Origin of the sequence: Acidimicrobium ferrooxidans DSM 10331 (genome assembly GCF_000023265.1) — a bacterium.
Lineage (GTDB): Bacteria > Actinomycetota > Acidimicrobiia > Acidimicrobiales > Acidimicrobiaceae > Acidimicrobium > Acidimicrobium ferrooxidans.
Genome location: NC_013124.1, coordinates 40,365 through 60,357, shown reverse-complemented (window position 1 = coordinate 60,357; position 19,993 = coordinate 40,365). Strand labels below are relative to the sequence as shown.

Genomic DNA, 19,993 nt, shown 5'->3' with positions numbered 1-19,993 from the left:
CATTAGCGCTGTTCAGCATGAAGACCACCTCGTCGCGCAGTTCGGCTCCGGACTCTCCCGCATCGACATCTACCGACCATGACGGGCGTCCGCAGACGCCGCGGTGTGGCGGCGCTCGTGGTGTTGGTCGCCCTCGGCATCGCAACCCTCCTCGTTGTCGTGCTGCATTCCCACAGGCGGCCCACCTTCAGCCCCTCGCCGCCGGGTGCCGTCACCGGCCAGCTCGTGAGTCGGGGTCCCTTGGTCGTGGACGAGCGCGGAACGCCGATCTACCTCCATGGCGTCGACTGGCCGAGTCTCGACTGGGCACCCGCAGGGCAGCACGCCGACGGAGCCCCAGGCCTGGACCTCTCTGAGCTCCGCTCGATGGTGACGCGCTTTCGCGCCAACGCAGTTCGCATCGCGCTCAACGAGGCCTTCCTCCTACGCGGATCCCCACGCTACGATCCGGAGTACGGGGAACTCGTCGAGCGCGCGGTTCGTGCCGCACGACGAGTCGGTCTCGTCGTGATCTTGGACCTGCACACCGTCATCGGGGCTGACACCTCGACTGCCCCGGCCGCAGCAGGGCCTTCGTGTGCGCCAGACCCTCCGAGCATCGCATTCTGGAGGACCCTCGCGGAGCGCTTCCGCACCTGGCCCGGGGTGGTCTTCGAGCTCTACAACGAACCCCACGACATCACGTGGTCGACGTGGCGCGACGGAGGGTTGATCACCTGCCCAGCGACCGGACGACGCTATGACGCGATCGGCGAACAGACGCTCCTCGACACCGTACGGGCCACGGGTGCGCGAAACCTCGTGATCGCGGACGGCATCGATTGGGCGGGGACGCTTGCGGGCCTGACGCGCTGGCACCTGGCCGGTACCAACGTCGCCTATGGGCTGCACCTCTACGTACAAGCAGCACAACCGACAGGGCCCGCGCTCTGGCAGCACGAGCTCGGTTCGACGTGGCGACACTGGCCAGTCATCGCCACCGAGTTCGGCGTCCTCGGCTGCAGCAACCCCTACCCGCTCAACCTGGAACGCCACATCGTGGACTTCCTCGCCGGACACGGCATCGGCTGGACGGCGTGGGCCTGGTGGGATGGAGGGTGCGGCTTTCCCTCCCTGATTGCCACCGAGGCCGGGCGGCCATTCGAGGGAGGCCTGGTCGTGGAAGCGACGAGCCGTGCCCTCGCTCGAGGCAGCCTACGGCCCCCGCTTCCTTGACGTGCTCTCCCGTCTGCGGCGAGCAAGTCAGCCCATGCTGTCCTGCGCGGCACCGCTACGCTTTCTCGCTCCACAAGCCCATCCGTGCTGCGGCAGGAAGCCGCTGGCATGGTACAGGGAGGTGAGGCCGAGCACCCCGACCCCAAGGTCATCACCTAAACGTGTGTCGCGGATGGGTCAGTTCTGACCGGTGATCTCGGGTCAAAAGAAGGCCGGTGCCTACAGTCCTCGTACCATCCACGGCCGACCGTTGCTCCGAAGTAGGTACGTATGCCGACAACCTTGGATGCCCTCGTCGCACGCTCTCGACGCATTGAGGTCGAGCAGATCGACATCGATGCGTTCCGATCGCACCCGCTGGATGACGCGAGCCTCGCATGCCTTCGTTACATGTGTGACATCGAGAGCCATACGGTCTGCTACCTCTGCGAACTCCTCGCCACACCCGTCCACGCCGACCCGGCGATCACGCGGTTTCTTGCGTGCTGGGTCTACGAAGAGCAGTTTCACGGTGACGCCATCGGGAAGATCCTCACCGCGCATGGGCTGGCAGGTGCCCCCGATGCGGCCGCAACGCTCCGACGCGCTCGTCGCGCTCGAGATTGGCTCCGGCTCGTTGGCTTCTCCGTCTTCTCGCCCATCGCTCCGGCGTTGCCCGGGCTCCTCATGGCATGGGGGATGGTCAACGAGCTCACGACGCAGGCTGGTTACGCGCGGCTCGTGGCACGAGCGGAGCACCCCGCCCTCACGGGGGTGCTCACCGAGATCATGAAGCAAGAGGGTCGCCACATCGACTTCTACACCATGCAGGCCCGCGCCCTGCTCGAGCGTCCCCGCGACCAGCGCATCGTACGATCGGCTCTCGCGCGGTTTTGGGCACCCGTAGGGTCGGGGGTCAAGTCGAACGAGGAAGTACGTGCGCTCATCAGCACACTCTTCACCGGTCCAGGAGGACCCGAGGTGGTCGCACGCATCGATCGTCGTATCGAACGCCTTCCTGGCCTTGCGGGCCTGCATCTCGTCACCTCGTCCGTCGAGCGCCTGCTACCTGGCTTCGGGCGTCGGGCAGCGTGAGCCACGCCCTCGCGACCTCGGCGAAGCGCACAGACGGCAGGTAACGCGTACCCGAATGTCGAGTTACGCCAACCGACGTGGTCTGTTGCCTCCGCACGACCCGACCCGAACCCAACCATGCACACCTCCGGAAGCCCGAGCGGCGAGCTTCCCAACGCAGACCACGACCCCAAGCAGCTCGTCGGTCTGAGCGACCACCATTGCGGGTCTTCGAGCGCCTGGGCCATTGCGAGTCGTGGCCTCGCCGTCACTAGGTCAGGCAGTTGCATGACAGCACTGCGATCAGAGGCCATCCCGAGGACGTCGGTACGCCGCTACGACTCCAGATCCAGGCGATCCCGGACCGGAAGACCTGCACGAAGAGCAGGTTACGACGATGACGCTCGCCCGGGACTCCCCTGCATCCAGCGAGGACTTGCGCCTTGCGATAGGTCTCTGCGCTGTCTGCGGGGGGCGCACCCCATCGCGCTTGAGCGCGCGCTCGTGCCCACGGTCCTCGCCCCATCCCTGGACGCGGTGTTCGACCCATCGAGGGATCCGCTCTCTGCCGCCCTCGAGCACCACTTCGGGCTCGCGGAGACCCACGAGGAGCAGTGGCTGGTGGCGCGCCCACCACAGGGGCAGGAGCGTGGCGTGCTCGGGCTCGCGCGCAGCGAGTGGGTGATCGACATCGAGGGCGTTGCCTACGCGGCCTCGCGCCAGCCCTTCGACGCCTTCTCACTCATCCTGCGGGCACACACCTTCGAGCTGCACCTACGCAGCTCCGCCGACGGCCGTCTCATCTCCTACTCGCCAGCGGCGACCTGAGCCCTCATCGAGCACGCTGCCAGGCGGCAAAGCCCCGTGTCCAGCTCGTCCAGCCGCACACTCACAAGGCGCCAGGCGGGACACGAACCGCCGCGAAACCTCCGCTTGAACGAGAACGCGATCGCAAGAAGTACGGCCCGAGTGGGGCGCACGTGCTACCGCGCCCGCAGGGCACGACGCGCCTTCGCGTAGTCCCCCTTGTCGATCATGCTGACCACAATCGAGGCACCAAGGTTCCACAGGACCGCGAAGACGAGCAGGCCGCGCGCCCATGGTGCGTGCGCGAGGAACGCAGCCGCAGCCGCTGCCACCGAGCACACCGTGGTGGACGTCTCCCCGGCTGCGTACATTGCCGCGCGGGCTCGGGGACCCGCGCGGCGCCGACTCTCGGGCTCGGTCATCGCCACCCACATCGGCAGTACCCCCATGAGGTGGCGAAGGCCCGGCGGATAGTTCTCCGGGTGATCCGTTCCTCGCAGTCCGAAGCCTCGAAACCTGATCCCGACGATCCGGCCGACGAACCAGTGAGCCACCGCATGGGTGTTGAGATAGATGAGTATGAACCCAACGATCAGCGCTGCCCCTCGGAGGTCAACCCCCAGCCGGTACGAGTCGGCCGCAACCGCGATGAGCCCCGTGCCGAGCGCTGCGGCGGCGCACTGGGACACAACCCCGACCGGTACCGACGTTCGAAGCCACAGCGGCGGACGTGTACCGGGCGCTCTGGTTGCCTCTAACGCCCTCTGGGCATCTGCGCTCACTGGGAGGCTCCTTTTCCTGTTCCCGAGTTGCGGTCGCCGGCTTGCCCCGACTCCAGCACGATCAGCACCGCGTCGACCGTTGCCAGGGCGAAGCGGTCGTCGATCTCTCCGGCAACAAGAAATGCACGGTGGAACAACGGCCCTGCGATCAGATCGCAGATGAGCTCGGGGTCGTCCACCCGCGGGATCTCGCCGCGCTCCTGCGCACGCTCGAGCGCCCGGTGGACCGAGCCCCGCCTCGGCGCGACGTAGCGCCGCCTGAAGCGCTCGCCAAGATCAGGATCGTCGGCGAGATCCCCGAGAAGGGGTAGCACGACCGTGCGAGCGAGCGGCGTCCGATACAGCGCAGCCATAGCCAGGGCGACCGCCCTGAGGTCGTCGCGGAGCGAACCGGTGTCCGGTGCCGGATCGGTGCCCGCGATCGTGACGATCGTGTCCACGACGAGCGAAGCCTTGCCCGGCCAGCGACGGTAGATGCTCGGCTTGCCAACACGAGCACGACGAGCGACCATCTCGAGACTGAGTGCGCTGTAGCCCACCTCGTCGAGAAGGGCCAGGGTTGCGCCCATGACGGAGGCGTCGACACGCCGATCCCGAGGCCGTCCCGGTCGAGGCCGAGCCGTGGTTGCAGAGGGGTCGACCCTCTCGATTCCATGCTCTCCGCATATCATTACGTGACGTACTGTAGCAGTATTCAGCACTCACCCGCGCCGCACCTACGCCCAGCGGTTCACCGCACGCTCCAAGGTCGGTCCCTTCCGCCTCAACGGCGCCTCTGGCTCCATCCAAGGACCGCCTCGAATCCGGATCCCACGAGACCCCGACGGAGGGAAGAGGAGGACAGATGGGACGAGTCGCACGACGACGAATGCGGAACGGAGCAGTCGCCTTCGCTGCTGCCCTTGCGACCGGTGCAGGCATCGCAACGGCGGCGGCGTCCACGCCGCCCCCGAGCAACGCCGTGCGGGCCGGCCAAGGCGTCAACGAGTAAGGCGTGACCGACGCCCTCTGCGACGGTCACCTCGCACCGTTCATGCACACCCGAGGCCTCTACTGCGACCTGCACGTGAGCTCAGAGGCATCATTGGGCTGCGAGGTCGGTGCACCCTATGAGGCGCCGCTGGCACGGTCCTTCGACCCGCTCTACATCACGGTGCCGCTCGGATTCTCCGTGCCGGCGATGTCGATGCAGTGCCCAGACGGACTGGTCTGCGTCGATCACCCGGGCACCATCGACCTCAGTCGGCTCGAGCCGCTCTACCCGCAGCTGACCGCCGCCGAGCTCACCGCTGACCTGAAGACCATGCCGACGTCTGGTCCTGAAAACTTCGTCGCCACGCTCAACGAGGGCGTCCCGAGTGATCGGACGTCGAAGTCATCGGTGTGACGAAGCCATCGGTGTGACGAAGCCATCGGTCTGGAACGCGATCAACCGGCACCGATCCTTCGCCTTCCTCGGGCACGAAGTGCGTGCGCACCTGACGACGCCGGTCCTTCCCACCAACCTGTTCCTGTACTCGCCAGGTCGCGTCCAAACGAGTGGTGTATTGGCCACCGCGGATCCTCCCTCGAGCCGACGCCCCCATCGGCTCTGGCAGGCTGCGTTGTGCTTGTTCTGTGGCGGGGTCCTCGGTCTCGGCCACAGTGACCCGGGTCACCTTGGCAAGGGCTTCAGCGCTCATGGAGCGACGCTGTTCCATCCACTCCTCGGTCTCGCCGATGAGCACCGAGCCAACGAGGCGGATGATGGCAGCTCGGTCAGGAAAGATGCCCACCACGTTCGTACGTCGGCGGATCTCCTTGTCGAGGCGCTCCTCCCCACTCAGACTCAACAGTGCCGGGCATCGGGCACGATACGCTTTCTGATATGCCCGCGTCGCGCAGCTATCAGCGCATCAGCGTGTTGCTGCGCGACCTGCGCGCCCAAGCACAGCTCACACAGGAGGAGCTAGCACTGCTCGCGGGCACCTCGCAACCGACTGTCGCCAACTAGGAACGCGGCAGGATCGAGCCGAGGTTGAGCACGCTGCAACGCATCGTTGCCGTCGCTGGCTTCGATGTGGATTTGGTCCTGCGTCCGCAGGTGCGCCGAGGTGCAAAGCCAGTCGCGGATGTCGCGACTACCATCACCGAACTTCTCCACACCGAGGGCGTGCGTTCGGCGTGGCGAGAGGTGCTCGACTTCGTCGACGACGTCCGAGGATCGTCCCGTCTCGGGAAGGCGTGGCTGGTCGCAGATCCGCCACCGCTGTGCGGCGACACACGATTCGACGCGGCGCTTGCAGGTATCGTTGAGTTCCTCTGCAACGAGGCTGGCATTGCTGCGCCGTCGTGGACGACCGAAGCGACACGCTACGTCGAGCCGTGGTGGTTCGTGGCTGGCTTGCCGGGCTATGAGGCGATGGCCCTGCGAGACAGCCCGGTCGAGCTCAAACGCCACGGCGTGTTCGTCAACGAAGGCGCGTTCGATCGTGTCTGAACCGAGGCCACGCTTCAACGCGACACTCATTCTCGAAGCGTTCAACCGTCTCGCTGACGAGCTCGAGCGCCGTGGGGTCGTAGCCGAGATCTACGTCGTCGGTGGGAACGCCCTTGCGCTCGCGTACGAGGCTCGGCGAATCACGCGGGATGTGGATGCCGTCTTTGAGCCGAAGGCAACCGTTCGTGAGGCCGCATCAACGGTAGCCATCGAGATGGGTCTACCGGAGGACTGGCTCAACGACGGAGCGAGGGCGTTCTTTCCTGGTCCTGATCCTGCATCGACTGTCGTCATCCGCCGACCGGGTCTGACCGTTTCTGTTGCCTCCCCACGTCAGCTCTTGGCGATGAAACTCCTCGCATCGCGAGCGGACCAGGACGTCGACGACATCAAACTGCTCTATGGTCTTTGCGGCATGAGGACGGCAGCGGACGGACTTGCGCTGCTCGAAGCCGTCTATCCCAATCGGCCCGTGCCTGCAAGAACCCGCTTCCTCCTCGAAGAGCTTTTCGGACACCTTTTACCTCATTCTCTCGAGCAGCCACGTCCCTCTTGAGCCACACAGGCGCGCCGTCGGGGACCCTTCCCGCCCTTACGGACGGGGCTTCTAGCCCGTCCATACGGTTGGGGTTGCTCGACATCGCCGTCCTCATGCCACCGCGACTAACTGGTCTGGCCCCGAGAAGCTGGTGGATGATTGGGCTTGCCTTTGCTCGCACGTCGGGACTGCTCCTGACGAAGCCCGGTTCCGGGCGCTACTCAGGGCTCTCGCCCTTCGGTACTGCACCTTGCGGTGTGCCTCGCTCTGGCGTGGTGACCAACGCTCGACAGCCCGGAGATACGTGACATGGATCGTGACATCCGGTCCAATTGGGACATAGGTCCCGTGGATCGCTTTCTGCAGGATGTTGATCGCTCCTACGGCGTCTCGGTGGTAGGCAAACCCACAGTCAGCGTTCGCACACCGGTAGTCCCGACCGCTCGGTCGGTTGCGTGCTCCACACGCTGGGCATGTCTTCGTTGAAGCAGCTTCGTCTACGTGCTCTCCTTTCAGGCCGGTCTTGTCGTCGAGGTACCGTTCGTGGCGTCCTCTCGACCACTGCGAAGGCTCCCGGCGTTGATGACGACCGGCTGAGCGGCGCCCCTTGGTCGCTTGCTCGATCCCCCGCACGTCTCCGTACACGAGACGACCGCTGCCATGGGCGAAGACATGGTTGGCTGCCTTGCGCGAGACCGTTGCTATCGCTGGGAGAGCGAGCGAGACCCCAACGGCTCGCTCCTCCCTCGGGCCAAGCGCCATGACGACAAGACACTGGTTGCGATCAGTCTGCCAGCAGCATCTCCCAACTGAGGACGCACGAGTAGGAGCGATCGGTGTCAAGCATCCAGCGCAAGCCATCCGGACGCTGGGAAACCCGCTACCGAGATCCGGACGGGCGTCAACGTGGACGCACAGTTCCCACGAAGATCGAAGCACGTCGCTTCCTGGAGCGGGTGGGAGCGGACATGCAACGGGCAGAGTGGGTCGACCCGCGGCTAGGTCAGCTCGCATTCCGTGCCTACGCCGAGCTGTGGCTCGCACACCGTCCAGATCTACGGCCGAGAACCGTCGAACTGTACCGCTATCTCTTGGACCGATACATCCTGCCAGCCTTCGGGCGAACCGACTTGAGCAAGATCACCCCGTTGGGAGTCCGTACGTGGCATGCCGAGCTGGCTGGGCAGCATCCATCCACAGCGGCGAAGGCCTACCGGTTGCTGCGCGCAATTCTCAACACGGCGGTGGCCGACGAGCGGATCACGCGAAATCCCTGCCGCGTCGAGGGCGCAGGCGTCGAGCAGCCCACGGAGCGTCCGATCGCCAGCATCCGGGAGGTGGACGCACTCACCGCAGCCATGCCCGAGAGGCTCGCGATGCTCGTCGTGCTGGCTGCTTGGAGCGGCCTGCGACGATCGGAACTTCTCGCCCTCCGCCGCTCCGACGTGGACCTGCCGCACGGACCGCTCCGCATTCAACGCACCAGCCATCAGCTTCGCGATGGCACCGTGATCACCGGCCCCCGAAGTCGCAAGCCGGGCTGAGGACGGTCGCGATACCTCCTCACGCGATCCGGGGCCTCGCCGAACACCTCGACCGCTATGTCGGGGCAGAACCCGATGCCCTGCTGTTCACTGGCGCTATGGGCGGCCCGCTTCGCGTGCACGTCCTCCAGAGCACCTGGGATCGCGCACGGCGCAGTATCGGGAGAGCTGACCTGCACCTCCATGACCTGCGTCACTCTAGTAATACGTGGGCGGCGGCGACAGGTGCGAGCACGCGCGACCTCATGGCACGCATCGGACACTCGTCACCACGAGCCGCGCTGATCTATCAGCACGCCACCGCGGAACGCGATAAGGCAATCGCTGCGGCTCTGTCGGACCTCGCATCTGCCCACGCAAGCCCATCGGACGAGACCGAAGCGACCGACGTCTTGGGGGAACCTCGGGCCAGGCAGTGTGGAAGCGCTCTCCTTCGTAGCGCCGACGACGCCGCCACGAGGCGCACCCCGTCGCGCAAGCACACCTCGCGGTGTGCTCCCAGCCGCAGATGTGGTCTATTTGTGGTCTGAGCAGGGCTGCTCGGCTTCTCGGCGGAGTCGACACTCTATCGAGGATGCCCCTGAGCTGGTGCTACGCGTGGAGCGGGCGACGGGAATCGAACCCGCGTTCTCAGCTTGGGAAGCTGATGTTCTGCCGCTGAACTACGCCCGCGGGCACCCTGCCTCCGCGACAGGAGCTGCGTCGCGATAGTGTAGCGCCAATGATCCTCTCTGACCGCTCGCTCCGCGACGCCCTCGCGGCTGGTCGGATCTCGGTCGATCCGCTCTCGCCCGGTGCCATCCAGCCGTCATCGATCGACCTGCGGCTCGATGCACTCTTTCGGGTGTTCCGCAACTACTCAGCCGGCCACCTCGACCTTGCTGCCATTCCCGACGACTTGACCGAGCTCGTCGAGGTCCCCTTCGGGCGAGCGTTCATGCTCCATCCCGGCGAGTTCGTGCTCGGCTCGACGATCGAGCACGTGCGCGTCGGCGAGGATCTCGTCGCACGACTCGAGGGCAAGTCGTCCCTCGGACGCCTCGGTCTTCTGATCCACTCGACCGCTGGCTTCATCGATCCCGGCTTCGAAGGCCACGTCACCCTGGAACTCTCGAACGTTGCTCAGCTTCCGATCACGCTCTATCCCGGCATGCGGGTCGGGCAGATCTCGTTCTTGCAGATGACGAGCCCTGCCGAGCACCCCTACGGTAGTGCCGCACTGGCCTCGAAGTACCAGGGTCAACGCGGCCCGACGCCGTCTCGTTACCACCTCGATCACGACGACATCAAGGGCGACCGCCGCCACCACGAAGCTACTGAGTGGTAACATCCATTCGTTCCTGACGCCCAAGGAGGCTCAGATGCGCCTTGCGATCGGCCTTGCGATCATCGTCGTCGCGCTCGCCCTGACGATCCGACGGGCCGTGGTGCTCATACGCGCCGTCCGCCGTGGGCCCGCCTCCCCCGGGCGTCGAGCGAGCCTCGCGCGACGGGCCCGCGCCGAGGTCGTCGAGGTGCTCGGTCAGCGTCGGCTCCTCACCAAACGGGTCCCGGGCCTCGCCCACTTCTTCACGTTCTGGGGCTTTACGATCCTGCTCGTCACGGTGGTGGAGGCGGTTGGGGCGCTGTTCGACCGCCACTTTGCCTTCCCGATCATCGGCCACGAGCCCTGGCTTGGCGCCCTCGAGGACACCATGGCGTTCCTCGTGCTCGTTTCGCTCGTCGTCTTCGCCGTCATTCGGCTTCGGGAGGCACCCCAGCGCCGCGAACGAGCATCGCGCTTCTACGGTTCGCACACCGGTGTGGCGTGGCTCACGCTCGGGTGGATCGCCGCCGTCATCGTGACCCTCGTCGCCTATCGAGCAACCCAGGTGAACGACGGCGACTTCCCGTACCGTTCCGGTGCCTGGCTGTCAGAGATCGTGGCGCTGCCATTCCGGCACATGGGTGCCCATACGAACTACGAACTCGAATCGATCTTCCTCGTTGCGAACGTCGCGGTGATCTTCGCGTTCCTCGTCTTCATCGTGCACTCCAAGCACCTCCACATCGCGACGGCACCGATCAACGTCGCCTTCGCGCGGCGCCCGCGAGCCCTGGGAGCGCTCGCAACGACACCCGACCTCGACCCCGAAGCGTTCGATGAAGCGACCGTGCTCGGCGTCGGCACCATCGGTCAGCTCGACTGGAAGCACCGGCTCGACACACTCGCCTGCACCGAGTGCGGCCGCTGCCAGGAGCTCTGTCCCGCATGGGGAACGGGCAAGCCCCTCTCACCGAAGCTCCTCATCATGAGCCTGCGAGAGGCGGTGCTCGCCCACGGAGCGAACCCTGAAGCCCAAGAGACGTCCCTTGTGCCCGATGTCGTCGATCCGGAGGTGCTCTGGGCCTGCACGACCTGCGGCGCGTGTGTCGCCGCCTGTCCTGTCGACATCGAACATGTCGACACCATCGTCGATCTGCGGCGCTACCAGGTCCTGATGGAGTCGTCCTTCCCCACTGAGGCCGGTGGCATGCTGCGCAACCTCGAAAACCGCGGCGACCCGTGGGGTCTCGGCGCTTCGCATCGGCTCGACTGGTTGAAGGGGCTCGACGTCGAGGTACCCGTCTTCGACGGCCAGATCCCAGCTGATGTCGAGGTACTCCTCTGGGTCGGGTGCGCCGGGGCGCTCGACGAACGCGCCCAGGCGGTGACCCGAGCCACGGCGACGCTGCTCGCCAAAGCCGGAGTCCGCTTCGGCGTGCTCGGTCCGCGGGAAACCTGCACCGGGGATCCAGCACGACGCATGGGCAACGAGTACCTCTACCAGATGCAAGCTCGCCAGGTCATCGACACCCTCACCGAGGCCGGGGCGCGGAGCATCGTGACCTCGTGCCCGCATTGCTTCAACACCATTCGGAACGAGTACCCAGCCCTCGGTGGCAACTGGGAGGTCCGCCACCACTCGGAGCTGCTCGCGGAGCTCGTCCGCGACGGTCGTCTCCCGGTCGAGGCAGGGAGCATCGCCTCAGCGACCTTCCACGATTCGTGCTATCTCGGCCGTCACAACGGCGTCTACGACGCACCGCGAGCCGTCGTCGGCGCCGCACTCGGTGCGGATCCACTCGAAATGGAGCGGAATCGGTCGCGCAGCTTCTGCTGCGGTGCCGGCGGGGCGCGCATGTGGATGGAGGAGGCGAAGGGACAGCGGGTCAACGACGCCCGCGTCACACAGGCGCTCGCCACCGGGGTCGACGTCGTCGGGGTGGCGTGCCCGTTCTGCATGATCATGCTCGACGATGGGCTGAAGGCTCGTCAGGCGACCGGTGACGCACCCGAGCATGTGCGGGTCGCCGACATCAGCCAGGTGCTCCTCGGCGCTCTCCGCACGCCGTCGACCCCAGTCGACTGAGGGCGCCCCAGGGCGGGATCAGCCGTTCGAGGTCGAGGTAGTGGCCGAGCTCGATGAGGTGCCAGAATGCACCGGCGCCTTGACCGGTAGGCCCGTGATCGAGACCACGTACCAAATGCCGCCCTTGCCCTCTGCACCGTACTGACCCGGTTTCGTATCGCCACGGTAGGTGTAGAGCGGGTGACCGCCGTAGGACGCCTGCTCCTTCCCGTTCGACGCGGTCAAGTCGCCCACATCCGCCGCGAGCAAACCAGGGGCCGCCTGCGGGGCGCCGTTCGTCAGCAACGGCGGGAACGCTCGGAGGCAGATGCCATGGCAGCCCGACTCCCGAAAGCCGTCGCCAAGGCGCAGGTAGAGGGTCTCCCCGCTCGCCGTCGTGAGGATCGGCCCATACGGCGAGTTGCGCCACGAGATCTCCACCGGCTCGAGAGGCGACCCGTTGAGGCAGGTTGCCCTCGGGCACGGAACCGGCGGATACGTCGGAATCGGAAAGCCAGCACCGTCGTAGGTCGACGCTGTCTTCGGGGCGGCTGAGCCACCTAGCAGCTTTGCGTCCGGCGCGGTCGTGTTCGCGCCGATCGGACCGGAGCTCGCCGACGACGTCGTGCCCCCACCGGCACCCGCCGGTCCGTAGTCGCCGTTGGAAAAGTGACAGCTCGCCAGCACCAACGGCGCTGCCACCACGACAAGCGCGCTCAGGCGTCGAGGTCTGCGTCGCATACCCCTCCAGGCTAGGCTCTGAATCTCGCGTGCCAGCACCTCGACGGTGGAGGTCGGCGATGACGGCGCTCAGTCTCGGGGTCCTGCTCGCTGCGAGCATCGTCGGATCCCTGCGGCACTCCTCGAGCCGCATCCCAACCGCACTCGTGATGCTCGTCGTCGGGACACTCGTCGCTCTGCTCCCCCATCCGGCCGTCGCTACCCACATCGCGACGACCGCAGAGTCGCTCGGCGTCTACGTCGTGCTCTTCGGGATCGGTGAGGAGCTCCAAGGCTCTGGCAGCCACCCGATCGCGGGCCGCGGCCTCGCCATCGCCGGGATCGGCGCGAGCCTCCTTGGCCTCGGCGCCTTCGGTGCCGTCCTCGTAAGTGGCGTGGGTGCCGTTCGAGCCCTTGCCATCGCGCTTGCAGCCATCCCGACGAGCGGGGCGTTGGCGGCCACCGTCCTCCCGCTCGCCCACGTTCCACGAGGCTCCCGGACGTCGATCCTGCAGGCAGCCATCGGCGACGACCTCGTCAGCTTGGCACTGCTCGCCGCTGCGCCTTTCGTGCTCCCGACCGGCGCCCGTCCCACCAGCGTGGTCGCGACCGTCGTCGCCGTCGTCATCGCACTGGTCCTCCGACAAACGGGTGCGCGAGCACCACGACTCCTCGGAGCGCTCGTCGTGACGGCGACCTGTGCGTTCGGGACGTCACCCGCGCTCGCCGGTGCGCTCGCCGGTGCGCTCCTCCACGACCTCGTTCCTCGAGCCGCCGTGGTCACGTGGTCGCGCCGGACGCTCGGCCTCATGTTCTTTGCGACGGCAGGGTTCGTGCTCGGCTCGCTCGGTCCGCTCTGGCGGATGAACGTCGCCGTCGTCGTCGGCCTCCTGGTCGCACTCGCCATCTCACGCCTTGGCCTCTACCTGCTCATCGCACGCCCCGACCGCTGGATCGCCGTCGGGATGCTCCCGCGCGGCGAGGTCACGATCGCGATCGCGACGGCGCTGCGGAGTGTGATCGGCGCTGCGGGCGGCGAAGCGCTCCTCGCCGTGGTGCTGCTCTCCACCGTTGCTGCCGTGCTGGCCGGCCACCGACTCAGCCGGCGACCGGAGACGGGGGCGTGACCGTCACGGACTGGCCGAAACGCGACAGCACCAGAACCGAGACCGCGGTCACCGCCTGACCCGACACGACGAGCGACTGGTGCTGGTCGACCTCGAGCAACCGCCCCTGCGGGCTGAGCTCCACGGTGAGGTCGTCACTGCGGAGGTTCTCACCGCGATACTGCTCCGCGAGCGCCGCCGGAAGGCGCGCAAGCGTCCGACTGAGCGACGATCCCTCGAGCACCGTCGAGTAGGCGAGCGCCTGCACACCGTCGACGACGCTGCCACGGCCGACGACGAAGCCGGGCGCTGCGTCGACGAGGTCCGCGACGGCGAGCGGCTCGATCACGTTCGTGGTCGGCGTCACGAGTTGCCAGACCTTGCTCGAGCTCACCCACTCCTTCGAGCCAATCTCGATCACACCCTCCGAGCTCTGCTGGCGTTGGCTTCCGACCTGCTCGAGGAGGTTCTGCGTCAGCGCCAACCGACGGGCACCGGCGGACTCGTCACCACAACCCGAGATGCGCTCCTGCGCGTCCTGCGCGGTCGCGTCGATGACGAAACAGAAGTGCAACGGCACCGATGCGAGCGCGCGAGCCGCACGAGCGACCGGACCGGTCACCTGGGCGGTCGCAGTACCACACGCCGCGAGCGTGGCGCCAGCAACCATCATCCACGCGAGGCGACGCATCAGACGGCACGCCGGCGTTCGTTCAACGCCGCGACCACGCCAACCAGGCTCGCGAGCAGCGCGAGATACACCCCGATCTCGGGTCCGAACGACACCGACAGCGCGCTCGTCGACCCTGCCGCATGGTAGGCGGCGAGGAACGCGACTGCGCCGACCGCCTCGAGCACGACCCCGGCAAGACGCGCACCACGCACCCATGGCGCGTTCGCGCCGACACCGACGGCGACGACGACCACACCGAGGGCGGTCAGCAGGCCGTAGGAGTGCAACCCATCGACGGACACACTCAGCGATCCGATGCTCACGCCGTACCACGGTAGGAACAGAGCGATCAGCACGATCACGGAGACGACCGTGACGATCCGGCCCGACGTACCGAGGGCGGCCCACCGCTGTCCCACCACGACCACCTCCGCGAGGAGTCTAGGACGCCATCGATGAGCCATGCTGGCAGTTCAGCGACCGAACACCAGCTGTGGCTTCGCGGGGCGGGATTACGGTTGTATAATGCAACGTTATTGGGAGATGGCACAGCGACGATGAAGTCCTGACCGCGAAGGGAGGCGAGCGATGCTTCGGACGAAGACACTCGACCGGCTCCTCGCTGCCGACCTCGCCCTCTTCGGCGCCCTGCTGCTCGTCGCGATCTGGTACCCGAGTTCGGCGATCGATGGCTACGGCATCAGCTACTACCTGACCCACCTCGACAGCTTCATCCCGCTCGCGATCGGCTTCGTGCTCTGTGCCGTCCTCTCGTGGAGGGCTGGACGTGACCTCCCCACGACCGGCGGGCTCGGCGTGCTGCGCCGTGCGCTCCGGATGATGGCGGTGCTGATCGTCGGCATCGCGTTCACCCCCTACACCTGGGGCACCCTCTTCGACTGGACCCACCAGACCCTCGGCTCCATCCTCTTCGTCGAGCAACTGCTCATGTCGGGGTGGATCTGGTGGCGCTACGCGCGCTCCTGGTTCAACGCGACGATGATCGTCATGCAGATCGTCGGTGGTGTCATGGCGCTGCTCTCGCTGCCGAACGACGGGATCATGGTTCTGTTCCAGGGTGAGGTGATCTTCCAGATCGGCTTCTCGTTCCTCCTCTTCCATTCCCTCAGTCGACTGATCCCTGACGAGCTCGAGGCGCAACTTCCCCTCCATCGACACGACGAACCGCCGATCGGTCAGGCGCGGGCGCACTCCTAGGTGCGCTATGCTCGCTGTGGCGCTCGGCGCCACCCTGCCCCATCATGGGGCCCTGGCATCCCAGGTCCACAGGAGGAACCCACATGCGGGAGTATGAACTCGCGCTGATCACGTCACCAGCGCTCGACGAGGAAGCGCGCACCGCGCTCTTCGACCGAATTCGTTCCATCGTCAATCAGGGCGGTGGAGCCATCACCCAAGAAGCGCACTGGGGTCGGCGCATGCTCGCCTACCCGATCGCACACCGCACCGATGGTGCCTACAGCTTCCTTCGGCTGCACGCCGAACCAGCGACGATCGATGAACTCGATCGTGTGCTCTCGATCGCCGACGGTGTCCTGCGTCACAAGACCATTCGGCTCCCTGACGCGCTCGCCGCGAACGGCAAGATCCCCCTCCTCGGCGCGCCAGGCCGCGCCTAGGCCGGGTGAACCGAGCGAAAGGCCACCATGTCAGCAGGTAACTCCGTCACACTCGTCGGCAACCTCACGAAGGAGCCAGAACTGCGCTTCACCGCCCAGGGTCGGGCCCAGGCGCTCTTCTCCATTGCGGTGAACCGACGCCGCCTCAATCAGCAGACCCAGGAGTGGGAAGAGTCCACCTCGTTCTTCGAGGTGATCTGCTGGGGCGACCTCGCCGACAACGTCTCGACGAGCCTCGAGAAGGGTTCTCGCGCCATCATCGTGGGCCGCCTCGAACAGCGCAGCTGGGAAACGCCAGAGGGAGAGCGCCGATCCAAGGTTCAGGTCGTGGCCGAAGAGGTCGGCCCGTCGCTCCGTTGGGCAACCGCAGAGGTGCACCGCACCGAGCGTCGGACCGGATCGGGCAGACCCGTGACGAACGAGCCGTCCCCTGTCGCCGACGGGGGCGTGGGATACGAAGAGGAGCCGTTCTAAGCAATGCCGAAGACAGCGACCAAGCGCAAGCGTCGGGGCCGCGAGGCACCCGAGACCAAGCGCATCAAGAAGAAGCCCTGCGTTTTCTGCCAGCAGCACGTGGACTGGGTCGACTACAAGGACGTCGATCTCCTGCGTCGTTTCACGTCGGAGCGAGCCAAGATCCGCGCCCGGCGGGTCACGGGTAACTGTGCCCAGCACCAAGCCGACGTCGCCAACGCCATCAAGGTGGCGCGCGAGCTCGCACTGCTGCCCTACGTGATCCGTCCGGTCTCCGACCGAAGCCGCCGCAACCAGGGCGACCAGCCCGTCGGTGACCGCGAGCTGCGCTCGCGGAACCGCGCCCAGGCCACCGACCGCACCAGCGCCGACGAGGAAGAGACGCCAGCAGCCGAGGAGGAACAGGCATGAACGTCCTCCTGCGCGCGCGGGTCCAAGGCCTCGGCGATCGTGGCGACATCGTCCGCGTTGCCGATGGCTACGCCCGCAACTACCTGATCCCGCGTCGGCTGGCCGTTGCCGCCACGCCGAAGATCGCCCACCAAGCTGAGGCGATGCGAGCGAAGGCACAGCTCGCACGCGAGCGCGAGCGTGCCGAGGCCGAGGCCACGGCGCGTCAGCTCGCCGGCATCGAGCTCGCACTCAGTGCTCGCGCCTCCGAGGAGGGCACGCTGTTCGGGTCGATCACGGCCGCCGACATCGTGCGCGCGATCGCCGAAGCCACCGGCGTCACGATCGAACGGGAGCACGTGCGCATTCCGGCTCCGATCAAGCAGGTCGGAGAGCACCCCGTCGTGATCGCGCTGGGCCACGGCGTCGACGTGGCGATCACCGTTTCGGTCGCGGCCAGCGAGCGCTGAGCCCCGGTCCGCGATGGCCCGCTCGCAAGGGCCCGAGGATCGGCTGCCGCCGCACAACATCGAGGCCGAGGAGTCGCTCCTCGGGGCCATGCTGCTGTCGCGAGAAGCGATCGGGGACGCCGTCGAACTCGTCGAAGCCGACGACTTCTTTCGACCGTCACACCGAGAGCTCTTTCGCGTCCTCGCTGACCTCTACGCCCGCGGTGAGACCACGGACCCGGTCTCGGTGGGCGACGAACTCCGTCGCCTGGGCATCGAGGAGGCGCTCGGTGGTCAAGAGGGGCTGAACCGTCTGGTCATCCAGACCCCAGCCATCGCGTCCGCCGGGCGCTACGCCCAGATCGTCCGCGACTACGGGATCCTTCGGCGCCTCATCCGGACCGCCTCTGACATCGCCGAGGAGGCCTACGGCCTCCCGAAGGACGTACGCGCGCTGCTCGATCACGCCGAGGCCAGCATCCTGAACGTCGCGCGGGGCACGAGTCACGAGTCCGCGGCGCACCTCGAGCAGGTGCTGATGGAGGTCCTCGAGCAGCTCGAGCAGGTCGCCGGCTCCGACGATCTGGGCGCCTTCGCCGTCCCGACCGGCTTTCGCGACCTCGATGAGCTGCTCACGGGCTTGCATCGATCGAACCTCATCATCGTCGGTGCTCGACCGGGCATGGGCAAGACGTCCTTCGCGCTCTCGATGGCGCTGAACGTCGCCCGCAACCAGAGCGAGCCCGTCCTGCTGTTCTCGCTCGAGATGAACCGCATCGAGCTCGGCCAGCGGCTGGTCGCGTCGCAGGCGCGCGTCAATTCGCAACGCCTCCGCTCCGGCCGTCTGAACGAACGCGAGTGGGATCAGGTCTCCAACGCCGCCGGCGAACTCGCCACGCGCCCGATCCTCATTGATGACGACCCGAACCTGACCGTCCTCGACCTCCGCACGCGCGCGCGGCGTATCAAGGCCGAGCAAGGACTCTCGCTCGTCGTCATCGACTACCTCCAGCTGATGAGCAGTCGACGCCAGAGCGAGTCACGGCAGCTCGAGGTCTCCGAGATCTCCCGTGGCCTCAAGCTGCTCGCCCGCGAGCTCGACGTGCCGATCATCGCGCTCTCCCAGCTGTCGCGCAACCTCGAATCACGCAGCGATCGTCGCCCGCAACTCGCGGACCTCCGCGAGTCCGGTTGCCTCTCGTGGGACGCCAAGGTACGCCTCGCCGACGGTACCGAGGTTCCCATCGGCATGCTCTGGAGCAAGGGGGCGAGATCCGTTCCGCTCGCATCCGTCACCCCCGAGGGCGTGCCGACGGTCGCCATGGGTACACGCGTCGTGGCCACCGGCCTCAAGCCACTGCGACGCCTGACCCTCGCCAACGGCTCGATCCTCCGCGCGACCGGCAATCACCCGATCGCCACATCGTCGGGATGGCGGGAGGCCGGGACCCTCGTATCCGGCGACGTGGTCCACGTCCTCCTGGATGCGACTACGGTGGCGACGACCGTCGTCGAGTCGGTCGACGAACTCGGCACGGAGCTCGTCTTCGATATCGAGGTACCCGAGACGCATGCGTTCGTCGCCGACGGCGTCATCGTGCACAACTCTCTCGAGCAAGACGCCGACGTGGTCATGTTCATCTACCGAGACGAGCTGTACCACCCCGACACCACCGATCGCGGCGTCGCCGAGATCATCGTCGCCAAGCACCGCAACGGTCCCCAGGGCACCGTCAACCTGGCCTTCATCGCCGACTGGACCCGCTTCGCAGATATCGCGCCCAGCGACTAGGAGCGAGGCGCGCCCCCACGACGCTCCTCGCTCGTGAGCTGTCGCTCGGCCCACGCAGCGAGCTCGGTAGAGGCGCGGTAGGCATGCGCGTCATCGGGATAGGCGCCCTCCGTCACGTCCTTGGCCCAGGCGGCGACCGCCTCGCGAGCCGCGGCGCCGAGCTCCGCATAGGTCTTGACGAACCGCGGCCGATGGCCATCGGCGAACCCGAGCAGATCGTGGAACACGAGGACCTGCCCATCGCAACCTGCGCCCGCACCGATACCGATGGTCGGGACGCCGACGCGAGCCGTCACGACCGAGGCGATCGGGGCCGGAATTCCCTCGAGGACCATGGCGAAGACCCCCGCCTGCTCGAGGGCCATGGCGTCTGCGAGGATGCGTTCGGCCGCGACGATCGAACGGCCTTGGACGACCATGCCACCGAAGACGTTCGCGCTCTGGGGGGTGAGGCCGAGGTGACCCATCACCGGGATCTGCGCGCGCACGAGTGCGTCGATGACGTCAAGGCGTTCGCGACCCCCCTCCAGCTTGACGGCCTGCGCGCCGGCGCGCACGAGCTTGCCGGCGGCCTCGACTGCACGGCGACGTCCGCGGTGGTAGCTCAACCATGGCAGATCCGCGACGACGAGGGCTCTCGGCTGCGCCCGCCGCACCGCCGCTACGTGGTGGGCGATGTCACGGACCCGCACCCCGAGCGTGTCGGGCATGCCGAGCACCGCCATCGCCACCGAGTCGCCGACGAGGATCATGTCGACGCCACCGTCGTCGGCAATGCGCGCCCCTGGCGCGTCGTAGGCGGTCACCATGACGAGTGGCCGACTCCCGGAGCGTACCTTCGATCCAGCGATGGCCGGGACCGTCGCGATACGGTCGCTCATCGACGCTGACTCCATGTTTCCCCCTCTCCGAGGTCCCGTGCGCTCCTCGCGCTACAGGCGCTCTGCCGGGGGTGACACC

25 protein-coding genes, 1 tRNA gene and 2 pseudogenes are annotated in these 19,993 nt (G+C 67.0%); 19 read left to right on the top strand and 9 right to left on the bottom strand.

The window, feature by feature from the left end; genetic code table 11:
• Window positions 1-78: 78 nt before the first annotated feature.
• The 3 genes from AFER_RS00320 (at window position 79) to AFER_RS12730 (ending at window position 3,096) form a co-directional block, all read left to right on the top strand.
• Window positions 79-1,215: a glycoside hydrolase family 5 protein gene (locus tag AFER_RS00320; RefSeq protein ID WP_012784155.1), complete on the top strand. Its 1,137-nt coding sequence runs from the start codon at window positions 79-81 to the stop codon at window positions 1,213-1,215.
• A 270-nt stretch (window positions 1,216-1,485) separates the two neighbouring features.
• On the top strand, window positions 1,486-2,289 hold the full coding sequence (locus tag AFER_RS00315; protein WP_012784154.1) for a ferritin family protein: 804 nt from the start codon (window positions 1,486-1,488) through the stop codon (window positions 2,287-2,289).
• Window positions 2,290-2,406: 117 nt separating this feature from the next.
• Window positions 2,407-3,096: a UTRA domain-containing protein gene (locus AFER_RS12730; RefSeq protein WP_083769070.1), complete on the top strand. Its 690-nt coding sequence runs from the start codon at window positions 2,407-2,409 to the stop codon at window positions 3,094-3,096.
• Window positions 3,097-3,251: 155 nt separating this feature from the next.
• Here the strand turns inward: AFER_RS12730 and AFER_RS00305 are convergent, their stop codons facing one another.
• Window positions 3,252-3,764, bottom strand: coding sequence for a hypothetical protein (locus AFER_RS00305; protein WP_041661590.1), 513 nt, complete (start codon window positions 3,762-3,764; stop codon window positions 3,252-3,254).
• An 89-nt stretch (window positions 3,765-3,853) separates the two neighbouring features.
• Complete coding sequence (locus AFER_RS00300) at window positions 3,854-4,426, bottom strand: TetR/AcrR family transcriptional regulator (RefSeq protein ID WP_049755159.1); 573 nt, start codon at window positions 4,424-4,426, stop codon at window positions 3,854-3,856.
• Between the two features lie 275 nt (window positions 4,427-4,701).
• Here AFER_RS00300 and AFER_RS12150 point away from each other — a divergent pair, with 275 nt between their 5' ends.
• On the top strand, window positions 4,702-4,848 hold the full coding sequence (locus AFER_RS12150; protein ID WP_012784150.1) for a hypothetical protein: 147 nt from the start codon (window positions 4,702-4,704) through the stop codon (window positions 4,846-4,848).
• 3 nt (window positions 4,849-4,851) lie between these two features.
• Window positions 4,852-5,244: a hypothetical protein gene (locus AFER_RS00295; protein ID WP_012784149.1), complete on the top strand. Its 393-nt coding sequence runs from the start codon at window positions 4,852-4,854 to the stop codon at window positions 5,242-5,244.
• A 297-nt stretch (window positions 5,245-5,541) separates the two neighbouring features.
• Here the strand turns inward: AFER_RS00295 and AFER_RS12600 are convergent.
• Window positions 5,542-5,674, bottom strand: a pseudogene (locus AFER_RS12600) (transposase); the annotation flags it as partial.
• Window positions 5,675-5,724: 50 nt separating this feature from the next.
• On the opposite strand from AFER_RS12600, the gene AFER_RS11855 reads away from it, so the two are divergent.
• From AFER_RS11855 to AFER_RS00280, 3 genes are read left to right on the top strand one after another with little or no spacing between them, the layout of a single operon-like run.
• Entirely contained in the window at window positions 5,725-5,850 is a 126-nt protein-coding gene (locus tag AFER_RS11855) for a helix-turn-helix domain-containing protein (RefSeq protein ID WP_143711883.1), read from the top strand.
• A 24-nt stretch (window positions 5,851-5,874) separates the two neighbouring features.
• Window positions 5,875-6,336 carry a hypothetical protein gene (locus AFER_RS10625; protein WP_049755156.1) on the top strand — a complete coding sequence of 154 codons (462 nt, stop codon included), beginning with the start codon at window positions 5,875-5,877 and terminating at the stop codon, window positions 6,334-6,336.
• Window positions 6,329-6,892, top strand: coding sequence for a DUF6036 family nucleotidyltransferase (locus AFER_RS00280; protein ID WP_012784147.1), 564 nt, complete (start codon window positions 6,329-6,331; stop codon window positions 6,890-6,892). Before AFER_RS10625 ends, AFER_RS00280 begins: the two co-directional genes overlap by 8 nt.
• Window positions 6,893-6,985: 93 nt before the next feature.
• Here the strand turns inward: AFER_RS00280 and AFER_RS12810 are convergent, their stop codons facing one another.
• Window positions 6,986-7,636: a zinc ribbon domain-containing protein gene (locus AFER_RS12810; protein WP_143711882.1), complete on the bottom strand. Its 651-nt coding sequence runs from the start codon at window positions 7,634-7,636 to the stop codon at window positions 6,986-6,988.
• 74 nt (window positions 7,637-7,710) lie between these two features.
• On the opposite strand from AFER_RS12810, the gene AFER_RS12595 reads away from it, so the two are divergent.
• Window positions 7,711-8,418, top strand: a complete 708-nt coding sequence (locus AFER_RS12595; protein ID WP_049755155.1) for a tyrosine-type recombinase/integrase — start codon at window positions 7,711-7,713, stop codon at window positions 8,416-8,418.
• Window positions 8,415-8,948: a tyrosine-type recombinase/integrase gene (locus AFER_RS12805; protein WP_425358548.1), complete on the top strand. Its 534-nt coding sequence runs from the start codon at window positions 8,415-8,417 to the stop codon at window positions 8,946-8,948. Before AFER_RS12595 ends, AFER_RS12805 begins: the two co-directional genes overlap by 4 nt.
• A 68-nt stretch (window positions 8,949-9,016) precedes the next feature.
• On the opposite strand, the gene AFER_RS00270 is transcribed toward AFER_RS12805, so the two are convergent.
• A tRNA-Gly gene (locus AFER_RS00270) sits at window positions 9,017-9,090 on the bottom strand.
• A gap of 49 nt (window positions 9,091-9,139) precedes the next feature.
• On the opposite strand from AFER_RS00270, the gene dcd reads away from it, so the two are divergent.
• Window positions 9,140-9,745 carry a dCTP deaminase gene (gene dcd, locus AFER_RS00265; protein WP_012784146.1) on the top strand — a complete coding sequence of 202 codons (606 nt, stop codon included), beginning with the start codon at window positions 9,140-9,142 and terminating at the stop codon, window positions 9,743-9,745.
• Window positions 9,746-9,779: 34 nt separating this feature from the next.
• The gene (locus AFER_RS00260; RefSeq protein ID WP_012784145.1) at window positions 9,780-11,810 is read left to right on the top strand and encodes a (Fe-S)-binding protein; all 2,031 of its coding nucleotides are present in this window, start codon (window positions 9,780-9,782) and stop codon (window positions 11,808-11,810) included.
• 18 nt (window positions 11,811-11,828) lie between these two features.
• Here AFER_RS00260 and AFER_RS10620 read toward each other — a convergent pair whose 3' ends face one another.
• A complete protein-coding gene (locus AFER_RS10620; protein ID WP_049755154.1) occupies window positions 11,829-12,530 on the bottom strand; it encodes a COG4315 family predicted lipoprotein in 702 nt (233 codons plus the stop codon).
• Window positions 12,531-12,589: 59 nt separating this feature from the next.
• Between AFER_RS10620 and AFER_RS00250 the strand changes: the two genes are divergently transcribed.
• Window positions 12,590-13,636 carry a hypothetical protein gene (locus AFER_RS00250; RefSeq protein ID WP_012784143.1) on the top strand — a complete coding sequence of 349 codons (1,047 nt, stop codon included), beginning with the start codon at window positions 12,590-12,592 and terminating at the stop codon, window positions 13,634-13,636.
• On the opposite strand, the gene AFER_RS00245 is transcribed toward AFER_RS00250, so the two are convergent.
• Both AFER_RS00245 and AFER_RS00240 read right to left on the bottom strand, forming a co-directional pair.
• Complete coding sequence (locus AFER_RS00245) at window positions 13,608-14,288, bottom strand: hypothetical protein (RefSeq protein WP_143711881.1); 681 nt, start codon at window positions 14,286-14,288, stop codon at window positions 13,608-13,610. The genes AFER_RS00250 and AFER_RS00245 overlap by 29 nt on opposite strands.
• A 17-nt stretch (window positions 14,289-14,305) precedes the next feature.
• Complete coding sequence (locus AFER_RS00240) at window positions 14,306-14,710, bottom strand: hypothetical protein (protein WP_012784141.1); 405 nt, start codon at window positions 14,708-14,710, stop codon at window positions 14,306-14,308.
• Between the two features lie 166 nt (window positions 14,711-14,876).
• On the opposite strand from AFER_RS00240, the gene AFER_RS00235 reads away from it, so the two are divergent.
• The 6 genes and pseudogenes from AFER_RS00235 (at window position 14,877) to dnaB (ending at window position 19,033) form a co-directional block, all read left to right on the top strand.
• On the top strand, window positions 14,877-15,506 hold the full coding sequence (locus AFER_RS00235; RefSeq protein WP_012784140.1) for a hypothetical protein: 630 nt from the start codon (window positions 14,877-14,879) through the stop codon (window positions 15,504-15,506).
• Window positions 15,507-15,589: 83 nt separating this feature from the next.
• Window positions 15,590-15,928, top strand: a complete 339-nt coding sequence (gene rpsF / locus AFER_RS00230) for a 30S ribosomal protein S6 (RefSeq protein ID WP_012784139.1) — start codon at window positions 15,590-15,592, stop codon at window positions 15,926-15,928.
• 27 nt (window positions 15,929-15,955) lie between these two features.
• On the top strand, window positions 15,956-16,402 hold the full coding sequence (gene ssb, locus AFER_RS00225; RefSeq protein ID WP_012784138.1) for a single-stranded DNA-binding protein: 447 nt from the start codon (window positions 15,956-15,958) through the stop codon (window positions 16,400-16,402).
• Between the two features lie 3 nt (window positions 16,403-16,405).
• Window positions 16,406-16,660, top strand: a pseudogene (gene rpsR, locus AFER_RS12590) (30S ribosomal protein S18); the annotation flags it as partial.
• A 149-nt stretch (window positions 16,661-16,809) separates the two neighbouring features.
• A complete protein-coding gene (rplI, locus tag AFER_RS00215) occupies window positions 16,810-17,262 on the top strand; it encodes a 50S ribosomal protein L9 (RefSeq protein WP_012784136.1) in 453 nt (150 codons plus the stop codon).
• A gap of 13 nt (window positions 17,263-17,275) precedes the next feature.
• Window positions 17,276-19,033 carry a replicative DNA helicase gene (dnaB, locus tag AFER_RS00210; RefSeq protein WP_012784135.1) on the top strand — a complete coding sequence of 586 codons (1,758 nt, stop codon included), beginning with the start codon at window positions 17,276-17,278 and terminating at the stop codon, window positions 19,031-19,033.
• Here the strand turns inward: dnaB and panB are convergent.
• Window positions 19,030-19,914 carry a 3-methyl-2-oxobutanoate hydroxymethyltransferase gene (panB, locus tag AFER_RS00205; RefSeq protein ID WP_049755508.1) on the bottom strand — a complete coding sequence of 295 codons (885 nt, stop codon included), beginning with the start codon at window positions 19,912-19,914 and terminating at the stop codon, window positions 19,030-19,032. The two genes, dnaB and panB, sit on opposite strands and share 4 nt — an antisense overlap.
• Window positions 19,915-19,993: the final 79 nt, after the last annotated feature.